13 protein-coding genes are annotated in these 13,971 nt (G+C 42.0%); 4 read left to right on the forward strand and 9 right to left on the reverse strand.

Going from position 1 to position 13,971, the window contains the following annotated elements; translation table 11 throughout:
• Window positions 1-43 precede the first annotated feature (43 nt).
• The 5 genes from NST34_RS01995 to NST34_RS02015 form a co-directional block, all read right to left on the reverse strand.
• A complete protein-coding gene (locus NST34_RS01995; protein ID WP_076285160.1) occupies window positions 44-1,990 on the reverse strand; it encodes an FtsX-like permease family protein in 1,947 nt (648 codons plus the stop codon).
• Window positions 1,980-2,741 (reverse strand): ABC transporter ATP-binding protein, encoded by a 762-nt coding sequence (locus NST34_RS02000; protein ID WP_341127030.1) that lies wholly within the window; start codon window positions 2,739-2,741, stop codon window positions 1,980-1,982. Before NST34_RS02000 ends, NST34_RS01995 begins: the two co-directional genes overlap by 11 nt.
• Before the next feature lie 114 nt (window positions 2,742-2,855).
• On the reverse strand, window positions 2,856-3,860 hold the full coding sequence (locus tag NST34_RS02005) for a sensor histidine kinase (protein ID WP_076285162.1): 1,005 nt from the start codon (window positions 3,858-3,860) through the stop codon (window positions 2,856-2,858).
• The gene (locus NST34_RS02010) at window positions 3,857-4,546 is read right to left on the reverse strand and encodes a response regulator transcription factor (protein WP_042193184.1); all 690 of its coding nucleotides are present in this window, start codon (window positions 4,544-4,546) and stop codon (window positions 3,857-3,859) included. The genes NST34_RS02005 and NST34_RS02010 overlap by 4 nt, the downstream gene beginning before the upstream one ends.
• A gap of 26 nt (window positions 4,547-4,572) precedes the next feature.
• Window positions 4,573-5,463, reverse strand: a complete 891-nt coding sequence (locus NST34_RS02015) for a TetR/AcrR family transcriptional regulator (protein ID WP_256716355.1) — start codon at window positions 5,461-5,463, stop codon at window positions 4,573-4,575.
• 192 nt (window positions 5,464-5,655) lie between these two features.
• Between NST34_RS02015 and NST34_RS02020 the strand changes: the two genes are divergently transcribed.
• Window positions 5,656-7,179, forward strand: coding sequence for a DHA2 family efflux MFS transporter permease subunit (locus NST34_RS02020; protein ID WP_341127031.1), 1,524 nt, complete (start codon window positions 5,656-5,658; stop codon window positions 7,177-7,179).
• 34 nt (window positions 7,180-7,213) lie between these two features.
• Here the strand turns inward: NST34_RS02020 and NST34_RS02025 are convergent, their stop codons facing one another.
• Window positions 7,214-8,263 carry a YncE family protein gene (locus NST34_RS02025; RefSeq protein WP_341058968.1) on the reverse strand — a complete coding sequence of 350 codons (1,050 nt, stop codon included), beginning with the start codon at window positions 8,261-8,263 and terminating at the stop codon, window positions 7,214-7,216.
• A 183-nt stretch (window positions 8,264-8,446) separates the two neighbouring features.
• On the opposite strand from NST34_RS02025, the gene NST34_RS02030 reads away from it, so the two are divergent.
• The 3 genes from NST34_RS02030 (at window position 8,447) to NST34_RS02040 (ending at window position 11,913) form a co-directional block, all read left to right on the forward strand.
• Window positions 8,447-9,331 (forward strand): nucleotidyltransferase domain-containing protein, encoded by an 885-nt coding sequence (locus NST34_RS02030; protein WP_076285165.1) that lies wholly within the window; start codon window positions 8,447-8,449, stop codon window positions 9,329-9,331.
• 78 nt (window positions 9,332-9,409) lie between these two features.
• Window positions 9,410-10,159 carry a WecB/TagA/CpsF family glycosyltransferase gene (locus tag NST34_RS02035; protein WP_076285166.1) on the forward strand — a complete coding sequence of 250 codons (750 nt, stop codon included), beginning with the start codon at window positions 9,410-9,412 and terminating at the stop codon, window positions 10,157-10,159.
• A gap of 203 nt (window positions 10,160-10,362) precedes the next feature.
• Window positions 10,363-11,913 carry a flavocytochrome c gene (locus NST34_RS02040; RefSeq protein WP_076285167.1) on the forward strand — a complete coding sequence of 517 codons (1,551 nt, stop codon included), beginning with the start codon at window positions 10,363-10,365 and terminating at the stop codon, window positions 11,911-11,913.
• 114 nt (window positions 11,914-12,027) lie between these two features.
• On the opposite strand, the gene NST34_RS02045 is transcribed toward NST34_RS02040, so the two are convergent.
• The 3 genes from NST34_RS02045 to NST34_RS02055 are packed head-to-tail and all read right to left on the reverse strand — an operon-like array spanning window position 12,028 to window position 13,938.
• Complete coding sequence (locus NST34_RS02045) at window positions 12,028-12,870, reverse strand: ABC transporter ATP-binding protein (RefSeq protein ID WP_081393129.1); 843 nt, start codon at window positions 12,868-12,870, stop codon at window positions 12,028-12,030.
• A 16-nt stretch (window positions 12,871-12,886) separates the two neighbouring features.
• The gene (locus tag NST34_RS02050) at window positions 12,887-13,648 is read right to left on the reverse strand and encodes an ABC transporter permease (RefSeq protein ID WP_076300092.1); all 762 of its coding nucleotides are present in this window, start codon (window positions 13,646-13,648) and stop codon (window positions 12,887-12,889) included.
• On the reverse strand, window positions 13,645-13,938 hold the full coding sequence (locus NST34_RS02055) for a thiamine-binding protein (RefSeq protein ID WP_036682688.1): 294 nt from the start codon (window positions 13,936-13,938) through the stop codon (window positions 13,645-13,647). The genes NST34_RS02050 and NST34_RS02055 overlap by 4 nt, the downstream gene beginning before the upstream one ends.
• Between the last annotated feature and the right edge of the window lie 33 nt (window positions 13,939-13,971).

The raw sequence follows: 13,971 nt of genomic DNA on the forward strand, positions 1-13,971 counted from the left end.
AAGGGGTTCCTAAGCCATGCTGGCTTGTGGAACCCCTCTTTTTTTAAAGTGACTCTTTAATTACCTTTTTATAATAGAACACGGATAGCACTGCAAAAATCGAATACAAAGCGGTGTATAGCAGCATCACCAGAATCATCGGTGTCATGAGCTCTGTACCGAAGAAGAACCATCCTGATTTTACGGCGAAGTAACTGTGAAGCAATCCAATGACTAATGGAATCCCAAAATTAAATAATTGTTTCGCCTGAATCCCTCTAAGCAGATCCCCTTGCGTGAAACCAAGCTTTCTGAGGATCGTGTAGTTGGGCTTTTCATTCTCACTTTCATCCATTTGTTTAAAGTAAAGAATGCATCCAGAGGTAATCAGGAAGGTTAGCCCCAGAAAGGCCACGATAAACATGATAAGTCCCATAGTTTGCTTTTGATTGTTCTTCGTCTCCAGTTGAGAGTCGGTTATGTGGCCTTTTGCAAATTTCATGTTCTGAAAAAGCTCATTAGCCTGCTCAACGCTTGCCCGTTCTTTCATATCGATGCCGATATTAAGAGAGGACTTTCTTTGAAGGGCTGGATCTAGATCCTTCTTTAAGCGTTCAAAGGTCGTGTCGTCTACAATAGCAAGGGGTAAGCCACCACCTGTGAAATTGTATAAAACGGGGGCTTCCATATCAATTCTTTTATAAAACTGCGGAATGACTTCATGTTGTCCCTTGAATTCAATGCCACCCTGGTCCTTCATAGAAATCAGATTCTCCATTGCACTACTTGTCTTCGTAAAATAGGCCTCATCAGGGGATAGATCAATGCCCTCCAGCGAATTTTCACTGATGACGGGAAGAGTCATATTATTCGACATCATACCGAGCGCCTTGGAATTTTCTGCCAGAAGCTTCTCTATATTTACATCCACTTGAATGACTTCGGTTATTTTTTCCGTAAACAGCAAATTTTCAGTCGTTAATGCCTCTTTAAATTGTTTAGCATCCTGGATATCCGTAAGAATAAAATCTGACGGAACATAGAGCTTCGCACTTTTCTCAGCAGAGTAGAAAGAAATATAACTCAAGGATAATAAACCCAGCGCCAGAGCTGATACCGTTGTAATGATGGTTAACAGTACGGCATTTGATTTCATTCGGAACATAATGGAGGAGAGAGACAACACCTCTTTAATATTCAGATACCCGTTTTTCTTTTTACGAATGAGATGAAAGATAAAGCTTACCGAGCCTTTATAAAAAAGATAAGTCCCGATGATAACTGAAGCCAGAATAGTGATCATGGATATAGATAGCTCAGTCATTGATGTTAAGTCTCCGCTAAATAATCGGGATGAAATCGAATAGCCAAGCAGAATCAATCCAATCCCAACGATCCCTATAATCATTTCAAAGAAGGACAGCTTTTTCACGTTGCCTTCTGTGGTTGAGGTCACCCGGAATAAGGATAGAATGCTTTGTCTTTTAATAAATCCATAATTCATCAGCATGATCAAAAGATAGATTACAAAGAATACGATCAGCGTTTGAACCAGGGCTGGGGTAGAAAAACGAAGGGATGCTATCGCATCGATCCCCATTATTTTAAAAAGAATCATAAGAATTAATTTGGAAATAGAAAAGCCCACGGCTATTCCTAGAATTAAAGAACCAAAATATAGGATGAAATTCTCTGCCGAAAGGATTCGGAATATTTTACTTTTGGTCATCCCTATTAACTGGAACAGACCAATTTCTTTTCCCCGGCGTTTGATGAAGATAGTGTTTGCATATAACAGGAAAATGGATACAATCGCAACCAGTAAGACTGAGGCAGCCTTGATTGCTGCGCCACCTTTGATCGAGCCTTCTACCGCATCCATCGAAGGATCGTATTGCAACGTAACAAAGGCGAAATATAAGGCCACGCTAAAAACGAGAGCAAATACATACAGATAGTAATTTCTGATGTTTTTTCGCAGATTTCGAAGCATCAGTACATTAATGCTCATTCTGCACACCACCTAATACACCTTGTGTTTTTATGATGTCGTTGAAGAAGACTTGTCTTGATTGTTCTCCTTTATTTAATTGCGTATAGATCGTACCATCCTTTATAAAAATAACTCTACTGCAATAGCTAGCTGCCACTGGATCATGTGTAACCATAACGATCGTTGCTTTTCGTCTTTGATTTAGTTCACTCAGCTTGTTTAACAAATCAGAAGCAGATTTAGAGTCCAAGGCTCCTGTAGGTTCGTCAGCAAAAATAATGCTTGGATCATGAATGAAGGCTCTAGCTGCAGAGGTGCGTTGTTTTTGACCCCCAGAGATTTCATTCGGGTACTTATTTTTCAACTCTAAAATCCCCAGCTCCCTCGCGACGTTTTCGAATTTCTCATTGGCAATTTTCTTAGGGATGTTGGTAATGGATAGAGGTAACAGGATGTTCTCCTTCACCGTCAGCGTATCTAAGAGATTGTATTCTTGGAAAATAAATCCTAAATGATTTTTCCGAAATTCAGCTAATTGCTTTTCTTTCATATTAGAAATTTCAGTACCCTCAATGGTAATCGATCCGTTGCTGATCTGATCAATTGACGAGAGAACGTTAAGCAGGGTGGTCTTTCCTGAACCGGAAGAGCCCATGATCCCAACAAATTCGCCTTCTTCTATAGAAATATCCAGTCCACTCAACACGGATTGTTTGTTTAATTTATTTCCGTAGCTTTTATGAATTTTAGTGGCTTCAAGAATTGCCATAATGATTCACTCCCTTTTTATACTCGTTCTTTTTGTATAGCTTTATTATAAAAGGCTTTGCCGTTCTTATCCTTCGATTGCCCGAACAAAATAAAAAAGCATGTGACATTGTTGTCACACGCTTGAGAGCTTCACGAATTCATTTTTAAGCGGAAAGGTTAAAGTGAATGTCGTCCCTGATCCGGGCCTCGATTCAACTCCGATGACGATCAACAAGGATTGCGCCGCTTTTTTGGCTAAATATAATCCCATACCTGTGGCGGCATTGTCGCGATGCACGGTGGTGGAAGTAAATCCTCTATCAAATATCCGAGGCAGATCCTTGGGATCTATCCCGCGCCCACCATCCTTCACCTCAAGAACGATATGCTCAGCTTGCTGATAGCTACTCACTGTAATATCTGAAGCCTCACTATATTTTACGGCGTTGGTTAGTAGTTGTCGGATAATAAAAGCCAGCCATTTGGCATCACTAAGTACTTCAGCTACTTCCAAGTTCAGCTCAAAGCCGATTCCCTTCTGAATACACCAGGATTGCAACGTCTTAATCTCCCCGAAAATAAGCGTTTCTAAATCGATATGTTCTATATACAGATCATTTTCGATAAAGGGAATTCGCCTTTGATGTAGCTGTTGATCCAGCAGAAGATGTATGCGCAGCCATTCATAGGTCAGATGTTTCCTCATTACATCATCTTCGATTCGCTCCATCATTAGATGCATCGCTGTCAGAGGGGTCTTCACTTCATGAATCCACGATAATAGTTCATCTTTTTCCTGTTCTAACGTCATTTGATTGTTCGAGGCAGCCTGTTTTAACCATTTAGCTTGATTGATAATACTCTCTTCAATAATATGCTCAAACGGGCTTTCGGGGGTGGCGATACTCGTTACATCCAGATCATCATCTCGCTCAACCAAGCTTTTATAGAACCTGGTTTCTCTGGGATAGCGAAGGATTAAGAACATCACAAAAAAAAGCATCGACAAGGAGACCAGATAGAGAACTGAAGAGAATGGGATTGATGAATCCATATAGGTGACAAAAAGTATAAAAAGATTGGTAAAGAGGACTAGTAGGATCCAGCTACTTCTTTCCAAGAGATACTTTTTAATCATAGTGCTTCCTCTTCGATGGCCATATACCCTTGTCCTACTTTCGTTTCAATGAAACTACCCAAGCCTATCTCATCCAGCTTTTTTCGCAGCCGGTTTACGTTGACGGTAAGGGTGTTGTCACTTATAAAACGTTTATCATCCCACAAGCTATTGATTAATTCCTCGCGGGTGACGATTTTATTTTTTTTCTCAATAAGCAATTTCAATATAAAGATCTCGTTTTTCGTAAGCTCAATCGATCCCATATCATGCGTCAATACATTTCTCTCATAATCCACGGTTGCTCCACACCATGTCTTGAGCTCAAGGTTATCCGTGTTGTAATTGTAGACGCGCCGAAGAATCGCTTGTACTTTGGCAATGAGTACATCGAAATGGAAGGGCTTTTGAATATAGTCATCGGCTCCAAGCTGCATCGACATTACCATATCCGTAGGATGATCCCGGGATGATAAGAAGATAATCGGAAGGTTAGAGTGGGAACGAATCATTCGGCACCAATGAAACCCATCAAATTTAGGTAATTGGATGTCGATGATGACTAAATCAGGTTTGATCTCTATAAATTCCTGCGTGACATTGCTGAAATCCTGAATGCCATACACATCATAAGACCACTGGGTAAGTCGCTCCTTGATCTCATTAAACAGCGTTGAATCGTCTTCGATTAATAATAGCTTGAACAAATGCTTCACCACACTTTTAGTTAGCTTTACAGCATTTTAGATAATACATCCTGATAATGCTTAAACTCTTTGGCTTCATTTAGATTAGGACATGTCCTTAAGGATAGTAGAGCACTTTCGATTAAGAACTGTCTCGGTTCCTTGTTGTTCATGATTTCTTCCTGGATAAAGTATAACAGCTTTAGATAATTAGTGAGGTTCGCATCACCAGTTGTAAATGATCTCTCTATTACTTTTTTTAAGCTGATGGTCGCAAAGGATAAATCATTATTGAAAAAATCACTGTATTCCGCTGCGGGTAATAATTTGCCCACATGCTCTGGTGAGATGAGTTGAATGCCCATTTGACTTACTTCTTCAACAATGGTTTGGATAAGCGTAGTGCAATAATCAATGATTTGCTTAGAGGTGATGACTTCATTCATAGCACTGTTGATTTGTAGCATATTTTGCAGAATTCCGGTAAAAATGATGGCTCCGTCCAGTAAATAGGGTTTCTTATCCTCAGGGAAAATATGAAGGAAACGTTCATGTACCCAGGTAAGGAGGTTGAACTTTGTTTTTTTGATAAACGTTATTAAGTCTGGGTCATTGGAGACCAAAGCATCTTCTACGAGCTGTAACAATTTATTTTTCTTGTTGATTTTCATGACCAGCTGAATCTGCTCGGCAAATATCTTAATGTCAGAAGGATCTTGACCTATGAGCAGGGAATTTCGCCCTTCTTCAAGTCGATCGTGAATGGACGTAAATACAGCCTTAAAGAGATCCCCTTTTGAAGGGAAATAGTTATAAAAAGATCCTTTGGAGATCCGGCTATGATTCAAAATATCCTGAATGGATGTGGCGTGGTAGCCTTTTTCAATAAATAATTCATGCGCTTTATGAACCACTTGCTCTTTTCGTTTATTTATCATCTGAGGTGCCCCTTTAAGCTGAACTCTTTGTTCCAATATAGACTAGCGTATATTTCCACTTAATACAATTTCAATTTTAAGTGATTTTTGTCTTGCCAAGCGAGAAATAAGGGAGTAATATATTTTACACCGGATTATAACACGAGTTCAATTTTGAACCGTTAGTATGATTATAGAATGGAGGATTCCAAAATGAAAGCAAAAGAAAGTAAAGCATCTTACGGGATATTGGCAATCCTCATGATTGGTGCATTTGTTGCTTTACTGAGTAATACCCTACTCAATATAGCTTTACCATCGATTATGAAGGATTTTAATGTCAGTGCCTCAACGGTACAGTGGCTATCAACGGGCTATATGCTGGTGAACGGGATCATGATTCCTTCAACAGCTTTTTTGATTCAAAAGTATACCGCGAGACGGTTGTTCTTAATCGCGATTGGATTATTTGCGATAGGAACCTTTATCGGCGGATTAGCACCAAGCTTCCCTGTGTTGCTGATCGCCAGAATGGTTCAGGCTTCAGGGGCTGCGATCATGATGCCATTATTAATGAATGTATTGTTCACTACCTTTCCACCTGAGAAACGTGGTTCAGCTATGGGGATGTTCGGGCTGGTTATGATTTTTGCACCAGCTATCGGACCTACATTATCTGGATGGATTATTCAGCACTATGAATGGCCTGTACTATTCTTTATGATTGCCCCAATCGCTGTGTTGGTGTTCATTCTGGCCTTCTTCAAATTGCATGATCCTAAAAAAGATGTGGCTATTAAGATTGATTTCTTATCTGTAGTTCTATCAGCGATTGGTTTCGGGGGTCTCCTATATGGCTTCAGTTCTGCTGGGAATAAAGGATGGGATGATCCAATGGTCTACTCCGCGCTTATTATCGGAGCGATTGGATTAGTGATCTTCATTATGCGCCAAATGAAGATGAAGGAGCCTATGCTTAACTTCAGAGTGTACAAATATCCGATGTTCGCTTTATCTTCAGCGATTTCGATTACACTGAATATGGCAATGTTCTCAGCGATGATGCTAATGCCGATTTACCTGCAAAATATTAGAGGGATTTCACCATTGGATTCGGGACTTCTAATGTTGCCTGGTGCGTTAATTATGGGTGTTATGTCTCCAATCACAGGTAAATTGTTCGATAAATTCGGCGGTAAGGTATTAGCGCTAATCGGTCTAGCGATTGTAGTAATTAGTACGTATTTCTTTAGTGATCTGACTGAAACGACTAAATATTCGACACTCATGATTCTATATTCTGTGAGAATGTTCGGGATCTCTATGGTGATGATGCCAGTTATGACCAATGGTTTGAATTCTATCCCAGCCAAATATACGCCGCATGGTACAGCTATGAACAGTACGATTCAGCAAGTATCAGGGGCAATAGGTGGGGCACTGCTCGTAACCATTATGTCTAACAGTACCACTTCACATGTGAAAGATATGGTCGCTGATGCTATAAGTAAATTAACGACTAAACCTTCGGCAGACCAATTGCTTGGTATACAAAATCAAGTCATTGCGAAAGCTACTATTGAAGGAATTAATGATGCATTCTTAGTATCTGTAGGCGTAGCGATTATTGCATTTATTCTAGCCTTCTTTATTAAAAGAGGTGTACAGCCTAAGGAAACGGCAGAAGAGAAAGTGACTGCAAAGAAAGTAGCTGCTAAGCAGGTTACAACGCATTAGTTCTACGAGATTTGTTATATAGAAAGGCGCCCACCTAATGGTGGGCGCCTTTTTTAAATATAAGTTCTGATACATCCTGAATGACTGTGATGGAATCATTTCCTCCAACATAAACTCTATTGGTGACTGGGTTTAGCACAGTACTGCCTGACACTAAAGGGAATCTTACGAGCCTTTTAAACGTGGTGGCGTTATAAACGGACATGTGGTTCTTATCGAAATTACCAACAAACAAATGATTTGTATTCGGATTAATGGTTATGTTGGAGGAGGTAGGCAGAACCTTTGTAGTGATGATTTTGTTGTTACTTCCATTGATGACGAATAGCTTTCCTTTACCTTCAACTTGTGCACTTGAGACATAGATACGGTTTGTCAGCGGATTGATAACGACCTCACTTTGCAGACGCCCCAGCTGTACATTTTGCAGCAATTTATTGTTGCGGCCGTTGATTACCGAGAGAAACCGACTTAAGTTATTAGCGACATAAATGCGGCCTGTGATTACATTAAGTGCGGGTGGTATCACAGGGTTATTACCGACTTTTATGGTGGCAATGATAGCCTGTGTATTTCCATTAATGACGGAGACGGAATTTTTTATTGTATTGGTCACATATATACGATTTGTAAGCTCATTAATAACGATTCTGGAAGGGCGACCGCCGACTTCAATCTTCGTTTTGATCTGGTTTGTTTTCCCATCGATGACGAATATAATTCCTGCTATGCTAGTTACATAAATCAAATTTTTTCGAACATTTACTCCGATATTATCAGGCATGCGGCCCACTTTCACAGTCTTTATCGCCTGGTTTGTCCGCCCGTTAATAACAGAAACCGTATCGTCACGAAAATTTGTTACATAGATTCGGTTAGTTTGGGGGTTAATCCCAAGCTGTGTTGGCAGTCTTCCAACATTGATGCGTGCGATAATTCGATTCGTTATGCCATCGAGTACCCCGATAGTTCCAGCCTCAGTGTCTGGGTTAACAAAGTATACCCTATTTGTGCTGACATTTACTTCGATATCTCCGATCGGTCCGGCAGAGCGGACTGTAGCAATCACTTTTGGCTGCGCCATGCTTATACCCCTTTTCAAGTAAATAGATACTTCATTATATTTAGGCTTAGGCAAAAGGGTACTACATATATCGTTGCAAGATGTATCTTCGGAGTGTAGAATAATATTCCCGAATCTACATTTGAGATTAAATGTAAGCGCTATATTAATAGTGGGGTTGAGATCGATTGGAGGCTAATGGATATGATGATGAAATCAGTATTGTCGGATATTTTACTAACACCTGATAAGTTGCTACTTCATCGCGAATTACTAGAGGAGATTGGAAAGTTCATTACGCAAGAGATCCTGAATCATCCGTTATTGCAAGAAGATCGTCAGAGGGTAAGCATTATCCTAGATGGATCGACCGCACTCGGGGTGGTAGATGGGCAGTCGGATGTAGATATAATCATTATTTGTGAGGATGAGTCTTACAACAGTATTAATCATCGGTTCGAGGAAAAAGGGCTGATTCCGGAGCACAGTAGTTTTTTTATGGATTTAAGGCTTCCGAGTGGGAAGACAGGGCATTATACACTCCATAAAATATCTGATATCAAAGAAGCTTTAATGAGCGGGGATATGGAATGGCTGTGGAATGCATCAGTGTCCTATATTTACTACGATCTGCTGGATCTGAAGTCACTTTTCCATTCCTATGTTCCACTCCAACCTGAAGTACTAATGAAAATTCGTAAGAATTCATACATACAGCTAAGAAGCTATGCCAGAAGTCTAGATAATCCTGTAGTTCGTGGCGACGCCTTTCCAATCTTGTTCTTAGCGGTTTCCCTTTATAAAGAGGCTTTACGCTGTGCAATCACTATTGAAGGTTATCCGTATCCCTATGACAAATGGCTTGTTCCCGTAGCGCAGCAAACGGTCGTAGGTCGAAAGATTTTGGAGTGTGCAGGCGATTTTTGGAGTTATCTTAGAGAGGATGAATCCTTTGCTCCCATGTACCAGGAGGACAATAATTTTGTCAAAATGGAAAAACAATTTCGAAAGATACTTTTGGAGGAATTCCGCCTGCGGGGGATCGATGAACCTTGGTTAATAGAGTGGTGGAAGTTTTTGGATGAATAAACGGAGTAATGACGCTGACTATCCTTCTTGATTACGGTAAGGTATACTGGAATGAACTTTTCAGTAAGAGGTGATTAAATGGCTGGGACAGTCTCTATATTAGGCGTTCCTTTTTCAAAACTAACACTAAACGAGACAACACTTCATCTAACAAAACATATTCAATCCGGAGAACCGAAGCTATTTCATTTGATTACGGCGAACCCGGAAATTACGATAACAAGCCAATCGGATGAGCTGCTTCGAACCATACTCCATGAGGCAGATTTGATTACTCCTGATGGGATTGGCATTGTGCTGGCATCGAGAAGAAAAGGTGACCCTATAGCTGAACGAGTTACGGGGTATGAACTACTTCTTGAGCTGCTCGCACAAGGGAATAAGCTGGGCTGGAGCTTTTATTTCTTAGGCACGGATGAGCATACCAGCTGTAAAGCGGTCGAAAAGATTACAGAGCTATATCCGAATGTGAAAATTGCCGGAAGACATAATGGTTTTCTTGCTAAAGAAGAGGAACCGGCCATTGTGGCAGAGATTCAGCACGCACAGCCAGATTTCCTGATTGTCGCGATGGGGGCTCCATACTCTGACAAGTGGGTTTATAAGCATAAACAGGCGCTTTCTCAGGTTAAGGTTGTGTTTGGCGTGGGGGGAAGCTTGGATGTTATAGCGGGAAAAGTGACTCCAGCCCCTGCGATATGGAAGAAGCTCAATTTGGAGTGGCTGCATCGACTCTTATTCGCACCTGTGGCCAAAGGACAAAAGTCGCGCTGGCGCAGGCAAGCAGTTCTTCCTAAATTCGTGTATCGAGCTATGATTAGGAAATAAGGCAGATGGCCGCCCTGGAAAGGGTGGCTTTTTTTGAGTAGTAAGCTGAGGAAATATTGAAATTAAGAATTTTTATGAAAATTTAAATGAAAATATTCATGGAAATGTAACAGTAACCATAACTAATTACATAAAAAACTTCCCAAAACAGCATCTTTGCGTTATCATTAATGTGAAAACATTCACAAAGGGGCGTTATAAAGATGAAGAAGACAACAAGTACTGCTCTCATTCTCATTCTCTCTGTCATGCTCGTAATCGCAGGCTGCGGTAACAGTAATAGCAACAGCGCAGGTAATAGTAATGGCAACGAGAACAAAAGTAAGGTAAATGAGACGGCCAAAAATGATAAAGCTGAAGCCGTATCAGGTGCATCAGAAGCTAGTTACACACCACTGGATCAATTAAAAGATAATTATGATATCGTTATTGTTGGTGCTGGTGGTGCAGGAATGTCTGCTGCACTGGAAGCTAAGGCCAAAGGCTTGAACCCTGTTATTTTAGAAAAAATGCCGGTTGCAGGTGGGAATACAAGTAAATCCTCCTCAGGAATGAACGCTTCCCAAACGAAATTTCAAAAAGAGCAAAGCATTGAAGATAGCAATGATAAGTTTTATGAAGAGACACTAAAGGGCGGCCATGACACGAACGATAAAGAGATGCTTCGTTTCTTCGTTGACAATTCCGCAAGTGCAATCGATTGGTTGGATTCGATCGGAATCAAGCTGAACAATATTACGATCACAGGCGGCATGAGCGAAAAACGCACCCACCGTCCAGAAGACGGCTCTGCGGTAGGCCAATACCTTGTCAAAGGATTGGTTAGAAACGTACAAGAAAAAGAAATTCCACTGTTTGTGAACGCGGATGTTAAAGAAATTACTCAAAAAGACGGTAAGGCTAACGGCGTCAAAGTACTCTTTAACCAAGCTGATGAAAAAACCATTACAGCGAAGGCAGTTGTTGTAACAACAGGTGGTTTTGGATCCAACATGGATATGATATCAAAAGTTAGACCTGATCTGGAAGGATACGTAACGACTAACCAAATCGGCAGTACCGGCGACGGCATCAAGATGATTGAGGCACTTGGCGGAACCACCGTTGATATGGATCAAATCCAGGTTCACCCAACAGTTCAACAAGAAAAATCTTATCTGATCGGGGAAGCTGTACGCGGCGAAGGTTCTATCCTCGTGAATAGCGAAGGCACACGGTTCGTAAACGAATTGACTACACGTGATAAAGTTACCGAAGCGATCAATGCACTTCCTGAAAAAGCGGCAACGCTTGTCTTTGATTCCGGCGTCAAATCACGCGTGAAAGCAATTGAACAATATGACAAAATGGGCTTCGTGATCCAAGCGGATACCATCGAAGCATTGGCGAAAGAAATCGGTGTTCCAGCCGATAAGCTAAAAGCGACACTTGATACTTGGAACAGCGCGGTAAAGAACAAGAACGATGCTGAATTCGGCAGAACAACAGGGATGGACAACGATTTATCCGCGGGTCCTTACTACGCTATTAAGATCGCCCCAGGGATTCATTACACCATGGGCGGTGTGAAGATCAATACGAACACAGAAGTATTAAATAAAGACGGCGCTGCTATTCCTGGCCTGTATGCGGCTGGTGAAGTTACAGGTGGATTGCACGGTCAAAACCGGATCGGTGGTAACTCTGTAGCTGAAATCATTATTTTCGGCCGTCAAGCAGGGATTAAATCTGCTGAGTTTGTACAAGCACAATAAGATTTAACTGCTATTCTGGTTAAAACAAAAGAACCGCTTGGGCTAATTGAAGCCCGGGCGGTTCTTTGTTTAATCTCTCGTTTAAAGTGAGTGGAGTGACCTCTATTCAAAAAGCTACTTCTCGCTTTTAGCTTGTTCTTCTCGCATCCACTGTGACAGCTGGCGTTTGAGTTTAAGGAATTCCGGGGAATCCGTAATCTCATCGCGGCGTGGCCGTGGAAATGGCACATCAACAGTATGTAGGATGGAGCCGGGGCGACCCGAGAATACATAAATACGATTCGAGAGCAGCAACGCTTCTTCGATGTTATGGGTAATGAATAGCACGGAGCGGCGATTCTCCTCCCACAGCTCCAGCAGCCAGCGCTGCATTTCACTGCGAGTTAGTGCATCCAATGCGCTGAAAGGTTCATCGAGCAGCATCAACTCTTGCGGAGCCAGCAATGCTCTGAGAAAAGCAGCACGCTGCTGCATCCCACCAGACAGCATATGCGGATAAGCCTGTTCGAATCCATTCAAGCCAACCTTGGCGAGCCACTGGCGCGCTTCTTCACGAGCTCCATCCTGCAGAGCGCCTTTAATTTCCCCGGCTAGAAGTACATTATCTTCAATCGTTCGCCAAGGAAAAAGCGCAGGCTGCTGCGGCATATAACTGATTTCACCACGTTGACCCGTAACGGCTCTGCCGTTCATGCGGATCGTTCCTGCATCGGGCTTCACTAGTCCGCCGATCATATGGAATAAGGTGCTTTTTCCGCAGCCGGAAGGACCGACGATCGAAACGAACTCTTGCTGCTCTACCTTAAGAGAGACGTTGTTAAGCACGTTCGTCTCGCGGCGACGATGGGTGAAGGACTTGGAGATGCCGCTTACTTCAAGAGCAGGTGGTGCAGTATGAGCTTCAGGAGAGCTTATGTTTTCAGTTGTTCTTTGCTCTATTTGCGTCACTTGAGACATACAGGCATCTTCCTTTCTATGAGTTACGGCGCGGTTTCCAGCGAACTAACCATTTTTCGAGCAAGGCGATAATCGCAAAAAGCACAAGACTAAGGAGCACAATAATAACAATAGCGACAAACATCCGATCCGTACGGTAAGCCGATTTTTGCAGGAGCATATAATAGCCAATCCCTTTATCCGCGCCAATCCACTCAGCGACCACGGCTCCCATAACCGCATAAGTAGCAGATATTTTCACACCGGAAAATAGTGCAGGGATAGAAGACGGAAGCTCCAGCTTGGTGAAGATTTGCCACTTGCTTGCGCCAGCCATTTTCATATAATTCATCATGACCTGATCACTTTGAGACAAGCCGCCCATTGCAGCGACAGCTACCGGGAAGAAGCATACCAGTGTAATCAGCACGATTTTGGGCAAAAGACCGAAGCCAAACCAGATGATAAGCAGTGGTCCGAGTGCGATAGAGGGAACATTTTGACTCAGAATAATGAGTGGATAAAAAGCCCGTCTAGCCCAAGGTAAAAGATGCAAAAGTAGAGCGACGATCAAGCCTACACCTGTACCAATAGGAAAACCGATTAATGTGAGTCGGAGCGTAGCCATCGTATGAGCCCAGAGACCTGAGGCATTACTGGTGGATTCGCGAGCAATATCAGCAGGACTCGGCAGAATCCAGGATTCGATATGGAATAGAGAAACAGATAACTGCCATACGGTTAAAAAGAAGACGACCGCCACAAGGGGCGGCCATATTAGCTTCCAGGTCGATCTCACGGCCGATATTTCTCCGTCAATTTATCCATGCTGATTCCGTTAGGATTATGAGCGATTTTGATTTGGGAGATCACGCTTGGACTACCTGCTTCGATCAGCGCCTCCTGCATTTGACGTACAACCTCCAGGAGCTCGCTCAGTTCACCTTCCATAGTAGTTTCCAGTGGATTCACCTGATGTTTAACGCCGGATTTTTGAATAACTTCAATCGCTTTATCTACGTATGGGATGGAGTCCTCATTGTTTGGAGTCTTAGGAATTACTTGAATGCTTAATAATGTATTAGCCACAATAATCAATCCTCTCAAATTGTATAGGTAGTT

Source organism: Paenibacillus sp. FSL H7-0714 (genome assembly GCF_038003765.1).
In the GTDB taxonomy this organism is placed as follows: domain Bacteria; phylum Bacillota; class Bacilli; order Paenibacillales; family Paenibacillaceae; genus Paenibacillus_AQ.

Excerpts from the sequence above, each read along its gene's own strand:
- NST34_RS01995 (WP_076285160.1), bottom strand. The coding sequence starts at position 1,990 with ATGAGCATTAATGTACTGATGCTTCGAAATCTGCGAAAAAACATCAGA.
- NST34_RS02000 (WP_341127030.1), bottom strand. The coding sequence starts at position 2,741 with ATGGCAATTCTTGAAGCCACTAAAATTCATAAAAGCTACGGAAATAAA.
- NST34_RS02005 (WP_076285162.1), bottom strand. The coding sequence starts at position 3,860 with ATGATTAAAAAGTATCTCTTGGAAAGAAGTAGCTGGATCCTACTAGTC.
- NST34_RS02015 (WP_256716355.1), bottom strand. The coding sequence starts at position 5,463 with ATGATAAATAAACGAAAAGAGCAAGTGGTTCATAAAGCGCATGAATTA.
- NST34_RS02020 (WP_341127031.1), top strand. The coding sequence starts at position 5,656 with ATGAAAGCAAAAGAAAGTAAAGCATCTTACGGGATATTGGCAATCCTC.
- NST34_RS02025 (WP_341058968.1), bottom strand. The coding sequence starts at position 8,263 with ATGGCGCAGCCAAAAGTGATTGCTACAGTCCGCTCTGCCGGACCGATC.
- NST34_RS02030 (WP_076285165.1), top strand. The coding sequence starts at position 8,447 with ATGATGATGAAATCAGTATTGTCGGATATTTTACTAACACCTGATAAG.
- NST34_RS02035 (WP_076285166.1), top strand. The coding sequence starts at position 9,410 with ATGGCTGGGACAGTCTCTATATTAGGCGTTCCTTTTTCAAAACTAACA.
- NST34_RS02040 (WP_076285167.1), top strand. The coding sequence starts at position 10,363 with ATGAAGAAGACAACAAGTACTGCTCTCATTCTCATTCTCTCTGTCATG.
- NST34_RS02045 (WP_081393129.1), bottom strand. The coding sequence starts at position 12,870 with ATGTCTCAAGTGACGCAAATAGAGCAAAGAACAACTGAAAACATAAGC.